Genomic DNA, 21,950 nt, shown 5'->3' on the forward strand with positions numbered 1-21,950 from the left:
AAAGAGAAGGAGCGAGGCAAATAGAGGCTCTCGTGTCCGTTAACATATGTAATTTTATGCTTTTAACAATTAATCACATCAACAGTTTAAGTGGATGCTTTGCTTTTCATCTCGCTTAAATGAATGCCTTTATTTCACGCAGCATCCCACCTGCAAATGCCTCTAAAAGCTCACGATCAAACGATTGTTTCCCTGTAACTCCGGCGTATTCGTCTAGGCACTTTCCAATCAAGTCCCGATACTCTTTTGGAAGAGCTTTGACGCCCCATTCCCCTCCTTCTTTTTTGGACGATATATTCCCTTCTCTCAGGTAGAACAGCACTCTACACAGGTTCAAGGTAACATACATCGGTTGATCCATAATGTCTTCCGAAGCCCCTTTAATATCATGATAAATGGACGCTAGAAAATACGTTTTATCGATAGGCTCATACAACTCGTTAAGCGGCTTGCCATATAAGGCAATTCCGCGATAATAAGCGACAGCCAGCTGCGATGCAAAATCATGATCCTCGTACCCGCCGCAAACATAGTTTTCGTCTGAACGATATCTCTCCTTGTGGAAGTCAGAATAATGCATTTCACAGGGCGTAGGATAGGCGAAGGAAATCAGGTGCGATTCCAGAACCATACTAAACTCCATACCTCTAGCATTTGGCATTTCATCATCCAGTGCCAGCACTAACCTAGCCGTCCTCTTTTTGTTTTCCTCGGTCAAACTCTCTTTGATCACAACGATAAAATCGATATCGCTTCTTTGGGGATGGAAGCATCCCATAGCGAGTGAACCGTGTAAATAAATGCCCGACAAATTGTCGCCGAGCTCCCCTTTAAACAAAGAAACGATTTTATCCAAGTACAGCTGCATGCTTTTGCCTCCCCCAACTCATCTGTCCGCATTATTAAATCTAAACACCTTTTATGACCGTCAAATGTCATGCCAACCGCTTCTTCAAAATGGTTTTTTGTGTAGCTTGATACTGTTTTTCTCCAAAATTTTTGCCCTGTTATATTTTGCTCCATCGGGCTTTAATTTCAAAAGAAGATATATTTCAAACTTATACCAGCATGTAGCTGCACGCAAGGTACAGTTTGATTGTAACTAAACTGCACGTTTTTTCGGTGCTGCCTCTTCTAGAAACAAAAAAAGGTTCAGCAAAGACTAAAATCATCTTCGCTGAACCGGAACATATTAAATTTAGAGCTGTACCGTTGCTTTCGTTTCACTTGCCTTAATAATAGCATCTAAAATCTCTTGATTGCGGTAGCCATCCATAAAGCCAGCAATGCCATCCGGAATGCTTCCCTCAAGCAATGCCGTAAAATCAGCATACTGCGTCACTTTACAACTTGCAGGAACTTCGACAACCACTCTCGCAAGCTGACCAGGAGCTTCCTCACGAATCCAAATCAACTCATTCGGATTTAGCGTTGAAGCATGAAGCGTGCCTAAATCTCCATATATGGATACTTCGTGCTGATTGCCCGATCCAATCGCATTGCGAGTCGTTTGGAAGACGCCCATAATACCACCCTCCATACGAGCCTGGAAGCTTGCAAAGTCATCCACCTCGATGGTAACCATGTTGCCGCTCGCTGAATCTTGCCGCTGCGGAATAATGGTATGCAGCTGTGCCGACAGCTCTTCGAATTCCCCAAAGAGAAAACGCGCCATATCGATCATATGCGAGCCCAAATCGCCAAGCGTCCCCGTGCCGGTAATATCTTTGTTAAAACGCCAGATATAAGGGACATTATTTGGCGCTGCGCCCCATCCCTGCAAATATTGGACACTAAAGCTGCGAACCGATCCGATTTTACCCTCGCGCACAAGCTGCCGTACGTAACGGAATGCAGGTGTATAGCGATAGGTGAACGCCATCATTGCTGGAATGGGCTGCTGTTCATACAGCTGGAGCAATGACTCAGCTTCCTCAAACATGCGGGTAAAAGGTTTCTCCGCCATGAATGGCTTTCGTGCTTGCAGGCAAGCTCGGATAATGTCCGCATGGACGTTGTTCGGCGTAACGGACACTACGGCATCCACATCCGCATCTTCAATCAGATGGTTGTAGTCCAAGTAACGCTTGCCCTCAGCAACATCAAGCTGGTCGCCCACCTTGGCTAACGCTTCTTCATACACATCGCTTACCGCAATAATGTCAAAGCGGCCTTCCGCTTTCATCCACCGAATATGCTCCTGAGCCATTCCGCCCAAACCAATCAAGCCGATACGAAATTTTCTCATATTTCGGTTACCTCTCTCGAGTGCGGCTTGGATTTAATAGGCTCCAGCGGAGCTGCATTGCCATATACAGGCTCAGCCGTTTGACTTGGCACTGCCCATCGCACGCCGTTCTCGATTACCTTCTGGATTTCTTTATTGTAATAGGTCGGATAAGTCTCATGCCCCGGACGGAAGTAAAAGACTTTCCCTTGTCCGCGGTGGTAAGTAACGCCGCTGCGGAATACTTCTCCGCCTTCAAACCAAGAAACAAACACCAGCTGGTCTGGAGTCGGAATATTAAAATGCTCACCGTACATCTCTTCCTGCTGCAGCTCGATGTATTCGCCAAGCCCAGAAGCAATTGGATGAGCCGGGTCAATGACCCAAATCCGCTCCTTTTCATCCGCCTCGCGCCATTTCAGCTGTCCTGTCGGTGTGCCAAGCAGCTTGCTGAAAATTTTCGAAGCATGCCCTGAATGCAGAACGATAAGCCCCATTCCTTTCAGCACCCGCTGGTACACCATGTCAACGATACTGTCCTCGACCTCATGATGCGCCAAATGCCCCCACCAAATTAATACATCCGTCTGATTTAATACCTGCTCAGTTAGTCCATGCTCCGGCTCATCGAGCGTAGCTGTTCCGACTTCAAAGCCTGCTTTCGTCAGGAAGTCTGCAATAGCGCCATGAATCCCATTCGGGTAAATGCCGCCTACAACCGGATTGTTTTTCTCATGACGATTTTCATTCCATACCGTTACTCTCACCATTACGTACGAGCTCCTTTACAACAGTTACTTAACACTTGTGTAGCGTTTATAGGCATCACTGCGAATCTCAACCAATCGTTCAAGTCCCATGCCGTTCAGCTGTTTAATATACGCGTCCCACTCTTGATCGATGTTTCCTTTTATAATCCATTTTGCACGGTTCGTTTTGACGTAGCTGTCAATATCCGTAGTAAGCGTTGGAAGTTCTTTGAATTCTTCTACGTTGTACATAACATTCGGGAATGGCGTCGTTACATATTCACTTACAAGCTTGTCGATTGCAAGCTTCAGCCCGTCGCCTGTCGTTTCATCCAAAATAATATTTTTCTCAAAGCTTGGGCTTACATATTTTGGACCAAAATCACGGACCGATTGATCCCAGTACCAAGCATCCGCGCTTGTGCCTTCTGGAGGATTCATCAGCGCATAGCTGCCATCGCCTTTTTTATCAATAACGGTACCGATTGCGCCCCAGAAATTTTGAATGCTTGCTTCATTTGTGTAGAACTGATCTGCCCAGCGCGCAGCGACTTCCGGGTTTTCACTGAATGTCGTAATCAGCATTTCATTGCGTCTTAAGCTTAGTCCAACAGGATCGCCGGTTTGATAACGTTTGCCATCTGGTCCAGCAATGGACGGAATAGCTGCATATTCATCCTTCCACTTTCCAAAGACAGCATCCGGTATCCATTGATTCGAGAAGCCGATCATAGCCGCATCCGGATTTTGCTGTTTAGCAGAAGACATGGTATTGTCCTGAGTGAACAGCTCCTGATCGATCAAACCTTCTGAATACAATTTATGCGTCCATTTCAGCGCTTCTTTATATTCGTTTGAAGTCGGATAGAAAACGGGCTCACCGTCCTTGAGCATCATGCTGTTGCCGTTCAAATCCGTTATGCCAAATGGATTTAGAAAATCCATGCTAATATCTACCGAGCCGCTAAAAGGAATTTCATCCGCTTTCCCGTTTTGGTTCGGGTCCTTTTCTTTGAATCCTTTGAACACATTGTACAAATCTTCAATGTTATTAGGAACTTCAAGGCCGAGACGATCGAGCCATGCTTTATTGATTACAGGCTGCATCGTCGATAGAGGACGTGAAGGCAGCCTAGCAGGCAAAGAGTAAATTTTGCCGTCTGGGAATGTGCTGATTTGCTTCAGCTCTGGCGTTTCGTCCATTGCCGCTTTCAAGTTCGGCATATATTTGTCGATATAGTCATCGAGCGGGCGGAAATAGCTTAGGTTGTTGACGATATCGGAATCCGAGAAGGCATTGTCTCCAAAAATAATATCAGGAAGCTTGCCGCTCGCCAGCATGATCGATTTTTGCTCGCCCCAGTCATTGGAGGACATGACCTGCCAGTTTATTTTAACGTTCGTTGCTTTTTCAAGGTCCTGCAGCCATTTATTATTTTTGAATGTATCTCCCATATTGCCCCAGCGCACAGTCAACACGTCCAGTGTGATTGGCGCCGTTACGATCGGCAGCCCTTCTGAGCTGAATTCGGAGCCTGCTTGGGCAGGTTCCTTCTCCGTTTTGCCAGAAGCGCAGCCTATAAGACTGATTAACATGCTTAAGCTTAGAACTAGTGCAATGAACAATTTTTTCTTCATTTGAAAGTTCCCCCTAGTACTTATTGTGAATGGCAAATGGCTAAATTACTTCACAGCGCCAATCATCACCCCCTGATTGAAATACTTTTGAACAAATGGATACATACACATGATTGGAAGCGTCGAGACGATAATAACCGAATAGCGCATTAGGTTCGCTAAGCGCAGGGCAATAAGCGCCGCTTCGCCTGTTCCCATGCTTGACTGCATTTGGTTCGTAATTAATATGTTCCTAAGCACAAGCTGCAAGGGATACAAATCCTGATCCTTTAAGTAAATAAGTGCATTAAAATAGGAATTCCAGTAGCCAACGGCCGTCCATAAGGCTAAAACAGACAAAATGGCTTTTGACAGCGGCAGCACGATTTGCACATAATACTTCAGGTTGCCGCAGCCATCAAGCTGTGCGGCTTCCCACAAATCGCCAGGTATGCTGGACTGGAAAAACGTACGCGCCACAATGATATTAAACACGGCAACAGAGAAAGGCAGTACCATAACTAGAAAAGTATCATACAAATGAAAGTCGCGGATCGTCAAAAATGTAGGAATGAGACCGCCATTAAAAAACATCGTGAATATAAAAAATATATTGATGCTCTTGCGGCCTACAAGATCTTTTCTAGAAAGCGCATAGGCTGCCGAAACATTGATCGCCAAGCTAATAATCGTCCCTACTACGGTATACAGGAGCGTATTTCGGTAGCCGATCCATATGTTTGAATGATTCAATAATTCCTTATAGCCATCGAGCGTAAAACCTTTTGGCAAAACCCACATTTGACCGTTAGCGACGGCGGCGGGATCACTAAATGATGCGATGACGATAAAATAAATCGGATAAACGATTAGGATCAGCATCACAATCGCAAACAAATATAGCAACCATTCCATGGCGTCGAAGGAACGCCTTTTTTGTTTATGCAAAGCCGGTTGTGCTGCGGTTTCCATTGTGCTCATCCGTATCCTTCCTTTCTGTTACCACAGGCTGTTTTCGCTGTATTTTTTGGCTGCCTGATTAACTAGAATCAGTAATATAAAGCTAATGATTGTATTAAACAGGTTGATTGCCGAGGAGAAGCTGTACTGGCTGCTCAGCATCCCGATTTTATATACATAGGTAGCAATAACCTCGCTGGAGGAAATGTTCAAATTATTTTGCATCAAATAAACCTTTTCAAATCCGACACCTAGCAGTCCGCCAATTCGAAGGATCAGCAATGTAATGGCCGTCGGGAGCAGCATCGGAATATCAATGAAACGAATTTTTTGCCAGCGGCTTGCCCCATCCACCTTCGCTGCTTCATAAAGGCTTGGATCAACAGCGGATAACGCCGCAATGAAGATAATGCTGTCCCATCCAGCATGCTGCCAAACATCCGTCCATACGTAAACGCTGGTAAACCATTCCGCTGAGCCCATCAAGTTAGGAGCTTCAGCCCCAAACAAACGAAAGATATTGCCCATTAGCCCGGTGCTCGGTGAGGATAAAATGAGGATCAGGCCCACCATAACGACGGTAGAAATAAAATGCGGCATATAGGTTACCGTCTGAAATACTTGCTTAAACCGGTTCACTCGCATTTGATTAATCATCAGCGCGAGCATAATCGGTATTGGAAAAGTAGCTATGCTATAGAAGCTAATAATCAACGTGTTTTTAATTGTGCTGGAAAATTGATAGGAGTTGAAAAACTTCTCAAAGTACTTGAACCCTGCCCAAGGACTGTCCATAATTCCGAGAGCGGGACTGTAATCTTTAAAAGCAATCAGCACCCCATACATCGGCTTATAAGAAAAAAGCAGAAGCAGCACAACTGCTGGCAGCAGCAAAACATACAAGCCCCAATTCTTTATTATCCGGCCAATCGTTTGCTGCATATTCATGTTTAATTGGCTGGTCTTCAATGAAATTCCCCCATCCTTCATTCGTCTGCGTCCATGTTGTTTCGTCACACTCTCTCTTGCCTCTTTATTATAGAGGCTGCTTTGAGAACAATTCGGACTATTCTAAATCGCTATTCGGACTTTTCATCCCATTCATCTAACGGTTTGGCAGCAGGATGCTAGAAATAAAAAAAAGACTGACACTATCCAGACTTTCTTGCGTTTTTTTCGGACTTTCATATGAAAACGGGCTAGACCCGCCTCTCATTCTACTGCGTTTGCATTATAATTGGTTTTACTAGCAGACAGAAAGCCCGAAAAGAGAGGAAGCTAATGAGACCTATGACAAAACACAAACCCGGCAAATCCTATCCGATTAGGCACTACGTAAAAGTAATGCTCTTGATTTTAATCTCTGTATTAGTACTGGATTGCATTATTAGCATCGTCGCTATTTCCATGGTCAAGCAGCAAACGACACGGTATTTGCAAAACACCGCGAATATGTACATTAATCAAATCAATCTTGATTTCTCCAATATTAATCAATACATGGGCTGGACGCTTGCAAACGATGAAAACGTAAAAAAGATGAAGCAATTTCGCTCCACCGATAACGAATTTATTAAAGCAAATACAGAACTGTACAGGCGTTTCTCCGAGCTCCAAAAAAATTACGAGAAAAAGTATAATTTTTTCATCTATTTAGAAGATCAAAAATACTTTTTAAATTCCTCACCAACCAATGTGTTGTACCCTGATTATTTATCATTAAAAAAACAAATTGCAGCCTATGTACAAGATAAAAATTCGCTTGAAACCTATTATTCCAACTGGTCGCTTATCCAGCTGAATGCGAAATATTTTATCATTAATATCGTTCCGTTTCATGAAAGCTACCTGATTTGTCTCATTTCGGCTGATGAACTGATTGGTCCGCTCCAGCAAATGGATCTTGGCGGCAACGGGTTTGTATCCTTAATCGATCATACAGGCAATGTCATCAATAATCTGTCGACGGATAAGGGCACTGAGGTCCGTAACAACGAGCAAAAGAAAACGCTGCTAGGCATGATCCAGACCACAACAACCGTCAGCAAACCATTTGCAAACGCAACCTTTGGCGTGAAAATGTTCATCAAATTTGGCGCGTTTGAGAAAATTATGATTGCCCAGCTGCTCATTATGCTCCTTGCTGCTATTGTTGCCTGTGCCCTATGCGGCATCATGGTTTATTTCAATATTTTGATTCTAAGGCCGCTCAAAAACTTTTCATTCAGCCTGACGCAGTTTAATGAAGACAGCAAACCGCTCGATCTCAAGATGAATAAAATTGTTGAACTCGAATATGCCAATAAGCTGTTCAAAAACCTGCTGGAGCAAATTCGAATTTTCAAAATCGATATTTATGAGCATGAAATTGAAAAACAAAAGATTCAGCTCGATTATATGAAGTTACAGATCAAGCCTCACTTTTTTTTGAACTGCTTAACCAATATTCACAGCATGGCTCAAATGCAAATGTTCGAGGAAATTCAAAGCATGGCCATTTCAACGTCCAATTATTTTCGTTATATTTTTCAAAATGGGGAAGATTTCGTGAAGCTGGACGATGAAATTGATCATGTTCGCATTTATTTGGAAATTCAAAAACATCGTTACAGAGATGCCTTCTCGTATCATATTCATCAAGGCCAAGATACGGGCAAGATGAGAATTCCGCCGCTTGTGCTTCAGACCTTCATCGAAAATTCAGTGAAATATGCGGTTTCGCGTGTACATGAGGTTCAAATTAGGCTGGATGTTGATGTGGAAAGGGAATCCGAGGAAGAGGTTGCTGTTATTCGTATATCCGATACCGGCCCTGGTTTTGACCCGGATATATTGGAAAGGCTTGAAAGTGGACAGCCGCTTGATCAAGCAGACGGGAATCACATCGGCATCATGAACACGATACAACGTTTGGAGTACTTATATCACCGCAAGGCTAAAATTCATTTTTCCAATATTGATGCTGGAGGGGCTTGCGTAACGATATACCTTCCTCATCCTACGCAGGATGCACCGTGAAAGGAGTAACAACAAATGAATGTACTGCTTGTAGACGACGACTATTTTGTTGTGACCGCACTAGAAAAAAAGGTGAATTGGCAAGCACTATCGATTGATCATGTCTATACTGCTTTTAATATCGCCCACGCGCAGGAGCTGCTCAAGCAGCATCCGATTCACATTTTACTTTGCGACATCGAAATGCCGCAGGGCAGCGGGCTTGAGCTGCTCGCTTGGATTCGTGAAGAGAAATACAATATTCAGACCATATTTCTGACCAATTATGCTGATTTCAACTACGCGCAAAAAGCGATTGAACTGCAGAGCTTTGATTATTTTCTAAAACCAATTGAATTCGACAAGCTGACGCTAATTATTCAGAAAGCCATCTTCAAAGCTAACGAACAGCAGGGTGTCGCCAAGGCGGTTCAAGAAGGCTACTACTGGCAAAAAAATCAAAAAAACGTACAAGAGCATTTCTGGCGCAAGCTCGTGACGGGGAAAACAACCTATTCTACCCCCTCCAACATTTCCTATTTGATTGCAGAGCAGAATCTCCCTTACGCCTTAACAGACTTGGTACTGCCTGTCCTTATTCATGTCTTTCCTCATGAGGAAAGCCTAGAAAAAAAAGACAAGGATCTATTTGATTTTGCGCTTATGAATGTACTGCATGAGCTGTTCCAGAATAAACGTTTTACAGTCGAATCGATATTGGAGTTCAAGGAGTCCAATTGGATGGCGATACTGAAATGGAAGGACATTCCCGACAGCGGAATTATAGAAAGCATTTGCGCTACCTTCATCCAAAGAGCAAGTACATTTCTCAAATGTGATGCAAGCTGCAATATAGCAAGCACCGGAAAACTGGAGGCCATCCATCACGTCATGAAGGAACTGCTTAGCATGAATGAGAAGATCATTAAATATCGAAATCAAACCTTTTTGCTGGAGCATTTCAATCAGCAAGAAACTTCTTATATACCGCCTAACTTAACGCTTTTGGAGCAGCTGCTGGAGCAAAATAACCCAAGCTCCTTCCTTGCGGAAACGAGCTCATATTTGCACAATATCACCCAAAAGCAAATGCTGAATGCTTCTGTGCTGAGTTTGTTTCGGCTGGATATCGTTCAGCTTGTTTATGCGTATCTCAAGAGCAAAGAAATTCAAGCACATAAAATGTATACGGGAAGAACCAACGACCAAATGTTTATGCAATCGTTGAACTCCATAGAGGATATGGAGAACTATCTTCAATATCTAGTGAATACGGCGACAGAGTACCGGAATTTCACGGAGCAGCCCAAGTCCGTCGTAGAAGAAATCAAGCAGCATATTCACAGCCATTGCGGAGATGAGCTAACCAGAACGAGCCTGGCGGAAACCGTCTATCTTAATCCTGATTATTTGGCTCGATTGTTTAAGAAAGAAACGGGCATTTCATTAGGGAATTATATCATTCAAGTGCGCATCAAGGCCGCCAAGCATTTGCTCGAAACCACACAGTTATCGGTCAATACCATTGCCAGCAAAACCGGATACACGAACTACTCTTATTTTACCAAGCTGTTCAAGCAGGAGATCGGCTGTACGCCTAATGAGTTTAGGAAAATGCAAAATGAAAATAGATCTACAAAATAGGAAAAAAATAAATCTAAAATATAGATCTATTTTCGCCAAATGAGTCTTACTTGCAAAAATAGATCTAGATAATAGATTTATCAGCTTAAATCATCCAATGAGAGCTTTATATCATTAAAGTGGCCGATATACTCATGTTAAGAAACTCTGAATCTTCTCAAGCAGCCTATTCCATTCGATAGGCTTCGTATCAAAATCATCGCATCCCGCTTCAAAGGCCTTCTCACGATCACTTGCCATCGCATGGGCGGTCAAGGCGATAATTGGAATATGACTTGTCCCCTCAGCTGCCTTCAGTTCCGTTGTAGCATCCCAGCCGTCAATAACGGGCAAACTCATATCCATTAAGATGAGATTAGGCGTTTCCGACTTTGCCATCTCTATCCCTTGCAGGCCATCCGATGCCATGACCACTTGATAACCTTTGCGGATCAAGCGGCGCGACAGCATATCCCGGTTCATCTCGTTGTCTTCGACCAACAAAATTTTATACATGTTCTCCCCCCTCTGCGAGCGAGAGCGCAATCAAATGGCGTACTTCATGCAAGAGAGCCTTGCGATCCAGATGCCCCTTTTGCACGATGTTCTCTACGCAGCCATTAAGCCTCCGTCGATCTTCTTCCGTTATGCTCTTTGCTGTCACAACGACGACCGGGATCGCTCGCCATTCCTCGTGCTCACGCATCGCCGCAACAAACTCAAAGCCATCCATTTCCGGCATCATGAGATCTAATAAAATTAAATGAGGCGCTTCCTCTTGCATGCGCTGCAGTGCGTGATGCCCATTGCCTGCCCTTGTCACGCGGTAGCCTTCCCGCTTCAGCAGCTTAGTCATCATATCACTTGTCACCGCATCGTCTTCGATGACCAATACAGAATGCGACTGGCGCTCAGGTATATACTTATCTAATGTGGAGATCAATCGCTCCCGATAAATGGGCTTGGTTAGAAATTCTGACGCGCCAAGCGCATAAGCCAAATGCTGCTCGTCCATCATGGAAATCATCACAACAGGAATGTGCGCAAGCTCAGAATCATTCTTTAGTGCTGCCAGTACGTTCCAACCGTCCATTCCAGGCATGAGCACATCAAGCGCAATGACTGCCGGCTTCAGCGTCTTCGCTAAGCGGACACCCTCTTGCCCTGATGGGGCGAGCTGTACGTTCCATTCCTCATTCCCCAAATAATGCTGCATTAGGCGAAGCATAGCTGGATCATCGTCGATGACGAGAATCGTTCTAGCCCCTTCCATGGGAAAGCTTCCATCACTATGTATTAAGGCACTTAGTTGTTCTGAATCCGCATTCTCCAGCAGGGGAAGCCAGATGGTGAAGGTTGTGCCCTCTCCTACTACGCTGCTCGCGCTTATGTTGCCCCCCATCATATAGCATAGGCTTTGGCTAATCGAGAGCCCCAATCCAGTACCGCCATATTTTTTCGTTGTCGACGAGTCCGCTTGTTTAAACGCTTGGAAAATTTGATCCATCTGCTCCGCGGTCATCCCGATTCCAGTATCTTGTACCCGGAATACAATGCCAGGCAGCCCCGCCTCACTCTCAAATTCCACTTGCAGCGTTACCGTTCCATCCTTCGTGAACTTGCTTGCGTTGCTGAGCAGATTAAATAGTATTTGACGGAGCTTTGTTATGTCGGTTTTGATCGAGCCTTCCGTGCATTCTACCTTGATTTGATTCTTATTCACTTCCATCAGCGGATGTACGGTCGTTACAATATCATGAATAATGCTTGGAATATCACATTGCTCCAAGTACAATTCCATCTTGCCTGCTTCGATTTTGGACAAGTCGAGTATATCGTTTATGAGTGTGAGCAAATGCCTGCCGGCATTATTAATCTTGTTAAGATCTTCGGCAAAAGCAGGTTCGCCCATCTCTTCCATGTCTTCCTTCAGCATTTCGCTATAACCGATAATCGCGTTCAGAGGAGTCCGCAATTCATGGCTCATGCTCGCAAGAAATTGGCTTTTGATTTGATTGGCTTCAACCGCTTCATCGCGGGCTTTGGACAGCTCTAGCGTCCGTTCTTTTACAAGCTCCTCGAGCTGATCATTTAATTGCCTCAGCTCTTGATTCACATAATAGATTTCACGAGTTTTTTCCTCGGCAATCTTCTCGGCAGCTTGGCGAGCCTTCTTCTCCCGTTCAAGCTGCCTGCGGACTACATCTATATCATTCATGGCATGGCTCACCCCACTTGGGTTAATTCAAAACGGGCAGACGTTCCATCTGCCAAATCGATTCTTTTCACATCTATTGCTTCTCCATAGTGCGCCACGCAGCCTAAAATAAGTCCTTCAGCCAAATCAGCGAATGGCCGTGAGGAGTTGTACGTCATAATCAAAGTACCCGCTATAGAGGTGTCATATTGAAACGCAGGAAGCTCCGCTCCTGGATAAAGCTTGCGCACTTCTACATGGATATAGCTGTCGACCTTCTGCAAAAACTCAAATACAGTGCTATTTTCCACCATAAAGTCAGGATGCATATCTAGCAGCTGGCCAAATAAATATTCGCCAAATGTTCGAATGAGGTCAGGCACAGGGATCTGGGTTCGAGCGTTAAGCTCCACGATCAATTTAATCATTTCATGGTGGTCATAAGTGCCAACCGTTGTGTAGCTTCCTCCTGAAGGCAGCTCCGCTGCTTCAATAATTTCATCTACCAGCTTTAGGGAAAACTTGTTTTCTACCATTTCCAAAAAAGAAGTGAACACCATACCTTTCACAACTGAACACCCTCTCGTTCTCTCTCATCTTCACCGTTGCTTTCTATTACACGCAAGAAGGCCTCAACGACCCTAGGATCGAAATGGACTCCACTCTGAAGCTTAATTTCAGCAATCGCTTCCTCTTGTGTCCATGCCCGTTTGTACGGACGCTCATGCGTCAGTGCATCGTAAAAGTCAGCGATCGCTACGATTCTGCCGGCAAGTGGAATATCTTCTCCGCCAAGCCCATTCGGATAACCTGTCCCATTCCATTTCTCATGATGAGACAGCGCAATGCTTTTAGCTAATTGCAGAACCGGGAACTGGCTTCCCTCCAAAATGCTTGCGCCAATTTCCGTATGCTGCTTCATCATTTCAAATTCCTCCGGCAAAAACCTTCCCGGCTTCAGCAGAATGCTGTCTGAAATTCCGATTTTTCCGATATCATGCAAAGGTGCTGCCCGTCTAATAAGATCAGCTTCCTCTGCCGGCAACCCTAGGTCGCAAGCAAGTCTTCCGGCCAAATCACCGACTCGCTGCGTATGCTGCCCGGTCTCATCATCACGATATTCCGCAGTACGACCCAGTACGTTCAAAATTTCATTTTTGGCCCGTTCGATCTCTTTGGTCCGTTCGCGAACTCGCTGCTCCAAATTGTAGTTCTGCTCTTGAAGCTTCAAATGGTAATAGCGTGTCTTCAAAAAGTTCTGAATGCGCAGGATTACTTCCATTCTATCAAATGGTTTTGTAATAAAATCGTTGGCACCTTCATGCAGAACCCGCGTTCTGGCCTCGGGTGTCACATCCGCTGTTAGGACAAGAACCGGCAAATATTCGCCTTCTTGCTTCCATTTTCGCAAATGCTGCAGTGCCGATAAACCATCCATAACAGGCATATGTAAATCTAACAAAATAATATCGGGTTGATTGGCCCGGTACAGCGTCTCCAGCTGCGTGGCATCTGTGGTCGTGAACAAATTTGTATAACCCGCTCGTGACAATATACGCTCTAGGAGACTGATATTATATTCCTGATCATCTACAATCAGAAACTTTGCGGATTTCATCCATAGCTCATCCATAATTTATCCTCATTTGTTCGTCTGTTATTAGATAATCTTTCCATACTTGCTATCATTATAGTTCATCATTCGACATTAATCGAGAGACTTCTTAAGAGCCATTTTATTTTGAAAATAGAATAAGGAAGGGGAACTCTCATATTTTGTCGAAATGTAATCATTGCCATAATGAACCGAGTAGGAGTTGGTTAGCAAATGAATCATGCTCATGGAACATACGACATCGTATTGGTTATCTTTTCATATCTTGTAGCCGTCGTTGCTTCTTATACGGTGCTTGACTTGGTCGGGCGAATTAGTACTACGCATGAACGAAAACGATGGTTATGGCTCCTGTTTGGCGCTTGTGCTATGGGTATGGGCATTTGGTCGATGCATTTTGTTGGGATGCTCGCTTTTTCGCTGCCTGTCCCCATCGCATATCATATGCCAACCGTTATTCTTTCGGTCGTTGTAGCCATAGTGGCCTCTTTTTTGGCCCTTCATATCGTCGGTAGAAATCAGCTTTCGCTGCCTCAACTGCTGAGCGGGGGAATATTGCTGGCAAGCGGTATTGTGACGATGCATTACATTGGCATGGAAGCTATGATGATTGAGATCACATACGATCCTATCTACTTCTCGTTATCTATTATTATTGCTGTTGTGGCCTCAGTTGCGGCCTTGTGGCTTTCATTTTATTTTCGCAAAAGCAGTGAGAACAAGCGCGGACATATGTGGAAGAAGCTGAGCAGTGGATTGTTAATGGGAGCTGCAGTCGTTGGCATGCATTATATTGGCATGATGGCTGCGCATTTTGATATAGAGAATATCCATTTACACAGGGCGGATTCTGGGATGATTCTGAATCAGCAGTGGCTCGCTTATATCATTTCCGGAGGAACGCTGTTTACATTAGGAATGTCGCTTATTGGTATCTATATTTCCAATAAATTCTCGGTTAAAGACTCTGAAATACAAGATAAGTCTGATGAAATCCTAAAAATTAACCATGAACTGCGGCAGCTTAATGAGCACTTGGAGCAGATGGTTAAGGAGCGGACAGCACAGCTGGAGAAAGCCCATGATGAAGCGATTAAAGCCAATCGAATCAAGAGCCAATTTCTTGCCAATATGAGCCATGAGCTTCGGACGCCGCTGAACGCCATCATCGGTTATAGCGAGATGCTGATCGAGGAGGCAGAGGAGCTCGGTGAGCAGACGTTTGTAGAGGATTTAGGCAAAATCGGAAAAAGCGGAAGGCATCTGCTCTCCCTGATTAACGATATTTTGGACATTTCAAAAATTGAAGAAGGCAAGATGGATATACATGATGAGATATTCGAGGTTCACGACGTGGTTCAAGATGTAATTACAACGATAAAGCCGCTTATTGAAAGCAATGGCAACCAGCTGCAGACGCAATATGTACGAGGTGAAATGATGGCTGATGTTACAAAGCTGCGCCAGATTCTATTAAATTTGCTTAGCAATGCTAGTAAGTTCACCCATAATGGAGCGATTCAATTCAACGTCTATGCAGAAGATAAGGAAGGACAACCAGGCTTTAGCTTTTTTATCAAAGATTCCGGCATCGGCATGAGCCCTGAGCAGCTGGACAAATTATTTCAGCCGTTTACCCAAGCCGATGCTTCCACCACTCGCAAATATGGCGGTACTGGGCTTGGACTTGCCATAAGCAGCCGATTCTGTTCCGTAATGGGCGGACATATTTCCGTTGAGAGCGAGCCTGGGGTGGGAAGCATCTTCATTTGCTGGATTCCAATCTCGCGAGCCTAGAATTCGTGAAAGCTCAAATACAGAAGAGCAATTTAAGCTCGTCGTAAAAGGCTTGATCTAGGGCTAGAGACAGGGTCAAACAAAACAAGTTTAATAGCCGTTCTCCCTCCAGTATTCACTGGATGGCGAGCGGCTTTTTTTTCTATTCATTCCACTGAATCGTATGTTTAGATCTTGTATAGAAGCATAGTGTAAAATAACCATTGTTGTATGTATTTTGCCATTTAAACTGGTCTTTTTGAGCTACGTTCTATTAAATACTTCATTTTTTGGCGCTATGCACAAATTGGCAGTATATGCGAGTTGCATCCGGAGCATTTTGCATACTGTTGAAATGGCTGTTTAGTCCCATTCCACATGTTGGAACTTGTCGGATAAAATAGAATCAAGTTGAGAATAAAGGGGAAAACGTGCTTGAATCAGAAAATTACACGCAGCAATAACCGTCAAAAAGGCAGCTTTGTATCTTTGAAAAAAACGACTCTCATCATCTACTTGGCAATCGTCATTATTCTCATTGGAGTCTGCGGCGTTCTGTACGGCAAATATTTGAGTGTGCTTGATTTCAACCTGCAATCCGCTGTTGCTAATAAGCTAGAGCAATCAAATGAGCAAGCGCTCAATAATGAAACTGCTAACTCGAATTCAAGCAAAAATGCAAATGGCGGGCTTGAAACGATTACAGACGAACTTATCCCCGCAGGATCTGTAGACGAGGAAGAAAAACAAGAGTCAACTGAAGAGAAGCAGGATACCAATACGGGTTCCAAACCTGTTGAGACTAATAATCCAAATCCACCGGTCAAAGAGACCGTTAAAACACCTGACACTTCTAAGCCCGTTGTGACAGAAAAACCAGACAAGGTTGAAAAACCTGTACAAGAGCCGAAGGAGAGCGACAAGCCCACAGGCTCCTCCAATGAAACGATAAAGCTTCCAACTACCTATATCGTCCAAAAAGGCGACACCTTAAGCTCAATATCCGAGAAATTTTATCAATCGAAAGACCACTATGCACTGCTTGCAGAGCATAACCATATTTTGTTTATTAATGATATGAAAGCTGGAGATAAGCTAACTATTCCTGCATTATCCTCTGGCACTGGATCAACAGGCGGCAGCTCGCAAGGGTCAAAGGATTATTCCAAAATCACCCTGCCAGCAACCTATTTGGTACAGGCTGGCGATACCCTCTCCAGCATATCCAAAATGTTTTATAAATCCGCGGAATATGTAAGTTACATTGCGCAGGAAAACAAAATTGACAAAAACGCCGGATTGAAAGCAGGCAGCAATCTCATCATTCCTTCTCTTAAAAATTACAAGAAAGAGGAAGATGACAGCTCATGGGGCGTTTCTCCAGGTTTTGAGACAGTAGATCATACCGTTAAAAACGGTGAGACGCTTTACAGCATTTCCAAAACCTATTATGGCTCTAACAAATACGCAATGTTTATTGCCGACTTCAATCAAATCGTAGATATTGATAATGTAAAAGCCGGCACGGTATTAAAAATCCCTAAATGATTAGCTAAAAGAAAAACGACGCCCTCTTTCGCGAGAGGCGTCGTTTTTTTGTCTATTTCTTCCTTCCATATTGCTTGGCATAAGATGTAATGCGTCGATACATGCTTTTGTCCTTTAAATGCTTCAGCGGATAGAACTGCGGTCTCGTATTTACCTCAAGAATCCAAGCATTTCCGGTTTTGTCCAAGGCGACGTCGAGACCCAGCTCACGAAATCTACTTCCATGTCTATCAAATATACGTCCAACTGATCTACCAAGCCTCTTCAGTTCTGCTTCCTTTCTTTTTACTCTAGCATAACTGAACCCTGCTTTAGAAAGTGTATTCTTGAAATATCCGATCTGACCGCCTTGGTGATAGTTTGTTGTAACTTTCCCCCGCTTGCCAATTTTCGTGAAGAGCGCACTGCTCTTCCATATGCCGTTGTTCGTCTTTTGAACCATGACCCTTATGTCGAAAGAGTTGCCATTCACAGTGGCAAGATGAATACCTTTTTGCAGCAAATAAGAACGTTTCCTCGCATGCTTTTTCAATTTTCCATAAAGGGCGTCGAGCGTGGAGCAGTGATTTTTTTCGGAGTTGTGTTGGATCTGATAACCATTTCCCTGCTTCTTTATCCGTATAATATTAAAGCCGCCTGAACCAGTGGTCGGCTTGAAATAGACAGTAGGATATTGAGAAAGGATCATACTAAGATTCCTTCGGTTAAAGCGCAGCGTCTTAGGAACGTACGCTCTTACATCTGCATTCTTAAGCAGCCATTTCGTTTTTGTCCACTTGCTCTTTATCGTGGTACTCTTGTAGTTCATAATGTACATTCCCTCCTTATCCCTAACATATGAGGAGGTATGATTGTCTGATCGTGCTCTTGTCTAGTTGGTGATATTATCTATGCAGCTCACGAAGAAAATCTACCCGCTTTAACTTGTTCAAGCACTGTAAAAAATGCGATACATGTGTTTAAAGGATGAGGCTTGTATGGCATATCATGCGGCTGATACTCATAATCCTATAGTAAACAACTAAGAATCAGCGCACATGCATCAGGCTTTTCAACAAAAAAGTTAGGAAACCCCATTAAGGAGGTTATTTCTGATGAAGGCACTTAACGTAATTAGTCTTATTCTGATCATCCTAGGCGGCTTAAATTGGTTATCCGTGGGCTTATTCAATTATGACGTCGTCAGTGAGGTTTTTGGGGGAACAGAAGAGGTTGGATCACGAATTGTATATATCGTCGTCGGTGTCGCTGCGCTTTACGCTCTATCCCTTTTTGGAAAGGTAACAAGCGAGGACTAACAAACAACGGCAGTAACCACAGGCCACGCCTGGCTAAGCTAGGCGTGGCCTGTCGTTGTTTACTATACTCTTGTGACGATGTAGGAGATACTTGCACTTTTTTAAAAATTCGTTCTGCAAGCAAGAGCATCATCGTTCTTATCTCACTCGAAACGTTCTCGGCCCGTACCTGCGGACAAGCACTGGCGCAGCAGCTAAGTATATCAGCGTCAAAGCAGCTATACTCACCGTAAATGGCACTATCGGAATTCGCAAAAAGATACATGCCCCGCTAGCTGCTGATATCCCCATATTCACTATATAATATAGCGGGTTTTTCACATTCAGCTCTGTAGAATACGGTTGAAAAATATAATACATAAACAAATGATGTATGGTGAAAAACACGGAAAGCGAAATAACACAGATCCAAAGCATGAACAGTTCTCTGTTTAGCCACTCCCCGCCCGCTGCTGCGATAATTGCTGTTAGTGACACCCCAAAAGCAGCGGCAATACTCAGGTTCAAGCCCATCATTTTTTTTAGCCGAATGAGGAAATGACCAAATGCCGAGCCGCGATAGAAGCTATAACGCATTAGGCTAAGATCGCAGTTGTAGAACATGGCCTTGCAAATGTTTTCTCCAACGGACATGTAATACATAATTAGAACTAAGAACGGAAATACCGTTCCCACAGTCCATTTTAGACTCTGCAGCTGCTCTCGGAATAGGAAGGTAAGCAGAATACCCACCACACCAAAAGCACCAACGATAACTAATCGTTTGTTAACCGGGCTGCTGATTAGGCTGCGATGCCGGAGAAAAAATATAGCGTTCAAATAAGCATAACCTTTTTTGCCGTCTAACTTGCCTTGCTCATTTACGTCTATGATATAATCGCTATCCTTTGATTTGACGCTCTTCTTCTGTGACTCTGTCACCATACGACCCAGATCGAGCAAAGGGTCATCCCTCTTAGTTGCCGCATCAACTACTCCACTGTAACCGGTATAACGGGCCAGTTGAAATACAGCAAACAAGCCTACAGCTATAATGACAATACTAACCGGCAGACTCAGAAGAAGCGTACCTGTAAACGGAACTTTGCCGAGCAGCAGTGGGAGATACGCGCCGGCATAACCAATTAAAATAATCATCCATACCAGAGCTGTTTGTTTAATCAGTACAATCCCTGTTTTCTCAAAAAGCTTGAGATGTGCATACTCCGCAAGAACTCGCCACATTGTGACCATAATGGTTAGCAAAACCCCTTGCAAAATGGAGACTCCCGCGAGTGATCCGAACAAAAGCATGGCTGGCAGCAGATATAACAAAAAGGTTGTATAACGATAGGCAAGTGACGCCTGCATATATTATTTTCCAGACAACCTCATCAGCTTCACCGCTACGTACTTCTCTCGCTTTGGTTCGAGTACAGTCGCGCTGCTGATCGCTGCCACTACAAAGCTAATGATTGCAAAAATATGTACAAATTGCTGGTGCTTTTCTTCCTCAGACAATCCCACAACGATTTCCGCTATAGGCATGTAGATAAGTATCCCCAAATACGCGAATCGGAGTATGAATCCCCACAGCTGGGTAATGATGAGCGCTATAATAGAAACGGCCTTCTTGAGCCCCAAATTGGCGTAGAAGCTATTGTGCACCAGCTTGCCGAGCAGCGGCAGCTTCTGAATATAATAAATGAGCATGTTTGCCGTAATGGAGGTTCGAATGGCGAGCAGCGTATTAAGCGTTCTCAGCATGGGCTTCATCCTTCAGCAGGTTAATGACGGATTGCTCAAATTCCGCGCTATGCAGCAGCTCTGACGGTACGGCAGACAACTTCCCTTTGTTCAAAACAACCAGCTCATCGCATAGATCTGAAGCTAATTGCAAAATATGCGTAGAGAATATCAGAATGTGATCACTCTTCATCTCCCTCAGCATGTTCTTCATCTCCAGAGCAACAATAACATCGAAGGAAGTAAGCGGCTCATCGAGCAGTATAATTGGCGGTTTCGTTATGAGAAATAGCAGCATTTGCAGCTTATTCTTCATGCCGTGCGAGTAGCCTTTGATCAGCAGATGGCGATCCTCCTTTGTCATGCTCATCATGTCAAAATAATAATCAATGCTCTTATCCATTTGCAGCTTGCCTTTGTTAATATCCATAAAAAACTTCACGAACTCATAGCCCGTAAGAAACTCGGGAAGAATCGGCAGCGAGTACACATATCCGACATCCTGCTCGCTTAGCTTCCTCGTGTGGCCATCCACTTCCAACAACACTTGCCCGCCATCCATGTCCTTCTCTCCGCTCAGACAGTCGAATAGCGTCGTCTTGCCTGCACCGTTTCGGCCAAGCAGACCATATATTTTTCCTTTCTCAAAAGTAAATCCGGCTCCTTGGAGCACTTGTTTATCCTCAAATCGCTTGACGATATCTTCAATAATCAGACGCAATTACAGCTCCTCCATTCATCCCGCATTTTTCATCTCCTATTTTGTACGATAATGAGAACGAAAGGTCTCGAATTGTAAGGCTGCTGAAGGAAAATTATATGTAAATACGTAGAATTACTTGCGGGGAGTAAGCACAAAAAGAGCAGCCAGCCTCCCTTCGACGGGAGAGCCGACTGCTCCTCATTGCAAATTATAAGCAGCTGATAATGATTGGTACCTGTACACCGCTAGGCAGCCCTTCCGCCAACCTATTGGCTCAGATGCATACATTATCGTCCATTCGCTACTTGCTGATTTTTTCCTTCAGTTCGCCAAGCTTCTCCTGCGCAGCACCCTTCAGCTTATCCAACTTGCCTTCCGCCTGCAGCTTCTTGTTATCTGTCGCTTTGCCATAGCTATCCTTCATTTCGCCTTTGCTTTGGTTCGCAATACCCTTCACTTTATCTTTCAGTCCGTTTGTATTCATCTTCATCATCTCCTCGATAATTGTATGCTTCTTCTTACCTCCAAGGGGTGATTTTGAAACAGGGCTATATTGGAAGACGGTAGTTTTACGGATGAATTACCCTTTATTTAGTCTATTAAACACTCAAGATAAAGCTCGTTTACAATGCCATTTTTGATATCGATATAGAGATTAGTGGTGTGCGTGAACCGATAGTCGAGTGTAAATAAGCGCAGAAGTGCACCTGTTTTTAACAAACGAGATGAAAATGATTCGAATAGGCGTATAAATGCATCTAGTTGAGCAAAATTGAAAAATATTTAGTTAAATAAGTGCATTTATGCTCTTAGATTCAGCTACTGCTGACTGATGTGCACATTTAGCTAACCTGCTTTGCAGAGTTAAATTCATAAGACAGTGTCTTGGCAAGTTTTTTCATAAAGCGTAGTTGC

Annotated in this window: 20 protein-coding genes; 5 read left to right on the forward strand and 15 right to left on the reverse strand. The window is 44.0% G+C overall.

Going from position 1 to position 21,950, the window contains the following annotated elements; all coding sequences use genetic code 11:
- Positions 1-115: 115 nt before the first annotated feature.
- From AB4Z45_RS04805 to AB4Z45_RS04830, 6 genes are all read right to left on the reverse strand, one after another.
- Positions 116-868 (reverse strand): aminoglycoside adenylyltransferase domain-containing protein, encoded by a 753-nt coding sequence (locus tag AB4Z45_RS04805; RefSeq protein ID WP_441908133.1) that lies wholly within the window; start codon positions 866-868, stop codon positions 116-118.
- Positions 869-1,198: 330 nt separating this feature from the next.
- On the reverse strand, positions 1,199-2,248 hold the full coding sequence (locus AB4Z45_RS04810) for a Gfo/Idh/MocA family protein (protein ID WP_441908134.1): 1,050 nt from the start codon (positions 2,246-2,248) through the stop codon (positions 1,199-1,201).
- Positions 2,245-2,997 carry a ThuA domain-containing protein gene (locus AB4Z45_RS04815; protein WP_441908135.1) on the reverse strand — a complete coding sequence of 251 codons (753 nt, stop codon included), beginning with the start codon at positions 2,995-2,997 and terminating at the stop codon, positions 2,245-2,247. The genes AB4Z45_RS04810 and AB4Z45_RS04815 overlap by 4 nt, the downstream gene beginning before the upstream one ends.
- Positions 2,998-3,021: 24 nt before the next feature.
- Positions 3,022-4,614 (reverse strand): extracellular solute-binding protein, encoded by a 1,593-nt coding sequence (locus tag AB4Z45_RS04820; RefSeq protein ID WP_441908136.1) that lies wholly within the window; start codon positions 4,612-4,614, stop codon positions 3,022-3,024.
- Positions 4,615-4,659: 45 nt separating this feature from the next.
- Positions 4,660-5,565 carry a carbohydrate ABC transporter permease gene (locus AB4Z45_RS04825; protein WP_441908244.1) on the reverse strand — a complete coding sequence of 302 codons (906 nt, stop codon included), beginning with the start codon at positions 5,563-5,565 and terminating at the stop codon, positions 4,660-4,662.
- A 27-nt stretch (positions 5,566-5,592) separates the two neighbouring features.
- Positions 5,593-6,501: an ABC transporter permease gene (locus AB4Z45_RS04830; RefSeq protein WP_441908245.1), complete on the reverse strand. Its 909-nt coding sequence runs from the start codon at positions 6,499-6,501 to the stop codon at positions 5,593-5,595.
- Positions 6,502-6,843: 342 nt separating this feature from the next.
- Here AB4Z45_RS04830 and AB4Z45_RS04835 point away from each other — a divergent pair, with 342 nt between their 5' ends.
- Both AB4Z45_RS04835 and AB4Z45_RS04840 read left to right on the forward strand, forming a co-directional pair.
- Positions 6,844-8,571 (forward strand): sensor histidine kinase, encoded by a 1,728-nt coding sequence (locus AB4Z45_RS04835; RefSeq protein ID WP_441908137.1) that lies wholly within the window; start codon positions 6,844-6,846, stop codon positions 8,569-8,571.
- 15 nt (positions 8,572-8,586) lie between these two features.
- Positions 8,587-10,194, forward strand: a complete 1,608-nt coding sequence (locus tag AB4Z45_RS04840) for a response regulator transcription factor (RefSeq protein WP_441908138.1) — start codon at positions 8,587-8,589, stop codon at positions 10,192-10,194.
- A 132-nt stretch (positions 10,195-10,326) separates the two neighbouring features.
- Here the strand turns inward: AB4Z45_RS04840 and AB4Z45_RS04845 are convergent, their stop codons facing one another.
- From AB4Z45_RS04845 to AB4Z45_RS04860, 4 genes are read right to left on the reverse strand one after another with little or no spacing between them, the layout of a single operon-like run.
- Entirely contained in the window at positions 10,327-10,689 is a 363-nt protein-coding gene (locus AB4Z45_RS04845; RefSeq protein WP_441908139.1) for a response regulator, read from the reverse strand.
- Positions 10,682-12,391, reverse strand: a complete 1,710-nt coding sequence (locus AB4Z45_RS04850; RefSeq protein WP_441908140.1) for an ATP-binding response regulator — start codon at positions 12,389-12,391, stop codon at positions 10,682-10,684. Before AB4Z45_RS04850 ends, AB4Z45_RS04845 begins: the two co-directional genes overlap by 8 nt.
- A gap of 8 nt (positions 12,392-12,399) precedes the next feature.
- Positions 12,400-12,930: a heme NO-binding domain-containing protein gene (locus tag AB4Z45_RS04855; RefSeq protein WP_441908246.1), complete on the reverse strand. Its 531-nt coding sequence runs from the start codon at positions 12,928-12,930 to the stop codon at positions 12,400-12,402.
- Between the two features lie 5 nt (positions 12,931-12,935).
- Complete coding sequence (locus tag AB4Z45_RS04860; RefSeq protein WP_441908141.1) at positions 12,936-14,003, reverse strand: HD-GYP domain-containing protein; 1,068 nt, start codon at positions 14,001-14,003, stop codon at positions 12,936-12,938.
- 195 nt (positions 14,004-14,198) lie between these two features.
- Here AB4Z45_RS04860 and AB4Z45_RS04865 point away from each other — a divergent pair, with 195 nt between their 5' ends.
- Positions 14,199-15,782: a sensor histidine kinase gene (locus AB4Z45_RS04865; RefSeq protein WP_441908142.1), complete on the forward strand. Its 1,584-nt coding sequence runs from the start codon at positions 14,199-14,201 to the stop codon at positions 15,780-15,782.
- A gap of 414 nt (positions 15,783-16,196) precedes the next feature.
- A complete protein-coding gene (locus AB4Z45_RS04870; RefSeq protein ID WP_441908143.1) occupies positions 16,197-17,309 on the forward strand; it encodes a LysM peptidoglycan-binding domain-containing protein in 1,113 nt (370 codons plus the stop codon).
- 52 nt (positions 17,310-17,361) lie between these two features.
- Here the strand turns inward: AB4Z45_RS04870 and AB4Z45_RS04875 are convergent, their stop codons facing one another.
- A complete protein-coding gene (locus AB4Z45_RS04875) occupies positions 17,362-18,117 on the reverse strand; it encodes a YheC/YheD family protein (protein WP_441908144.1) in 756 nt (251 codons plus the stop codon).
- A 286-nt stretch (positions 18,118-18,403) separates the two neighbouring features.
- On the opposite strand from AB4Z45_RS04875, the gene AB4Z45_RS04880 reads away from it, so the two are divergent.
- The gene (locus AB4Z45_RS04880) at positions 18,404-18,607 is read left to right on the forward strand and encodes a DUF378 domain-containing protein (RefSeq protein WP_339206614.1); all 204 of its coding nucleotides are present in this window, start codon (positions 18,404-18,406) and stop codon (positions 18,605-18,607) included.
- 138 nt (positions 18,608-18,745) lie between these two features.
- Here AB4Z45_RS04880 and AB4Z45_RS04885 read toward each other — a convergent pair whose 3' ends face one another.
- The 4 genes from AB4Z45_RS04885 to AB4Z45_RS04900 all read right to left on the reverse strand — a co-directional run bounded on the left by AB4Z45_RS04885 (position 18,746) and on the right by AB4Z45_RS04900 (position 21,525).
- Positions 18,746-19,957 carry a hypothetical protein gene (locus AB4Z45_RS04885; protein ID WP_441908145.1) on the reverse strand — a complete coding sequence of 404 codons (1,212 nt, stop codon included), beginning with the start codon at positions 19,955-19,957 and terminating at the stop codon, positions 18,746-18,748.
- A 3-nt stretch (positions 19,958-19,960) separates the two neighbouring features.
- Positions 19,961-20,353 (reverse strand): hypothetical protein, encoded by a 393-nt coding sequence (locus AB4Z45_RS04890; protein ID WP_441908146.1) that lies wholly within the window; start codon positions 20,351-20,353, stop codon positions 19,961-19,963.
- The gene (locus tag AB4Z45_RS04895) at positions 20,337-21,053 is read right to left on the reverse strand and encodes an ABC transporter ATP-binding protein (protein WP_441908147.1); all 717 of its coding nucleotides are present in this window, start codon (positions 21,051-21,053) and stop codon (positions 20,337-20,339) included. The genes AB4Z45_RS04890 and AB4Z45_RS04895 overlap by 17 nt, the downstream gene beginning before the upstream one ends.
- Positions 21,054-21,336: 283 nt before the next feature.
- The gene (locus tag AB4Z45_RS04900) at positions 21,337-21,525 is read right to left on the reverse strand and encodes a CsbD family protein (protein ID WP_441908247.1); all 189 of its coding nucleotides are present in this window, start codon (positions 21,523-21,525) and stop codon (positions 21,337-21,339) included.
- Between the last annotated feature and the right edge of the window lie 425 nt (positions 21,526-21,950).

This window comes from Paenibacillus sp. MCAF9 (assembly GCF_052114265.1).
Taxonomy (GTDB): domain Bacteria; phylum Bacillota; class Bacilli; order Paenibacillales; family Paenibacillaceae; genus Pristimantibacillus.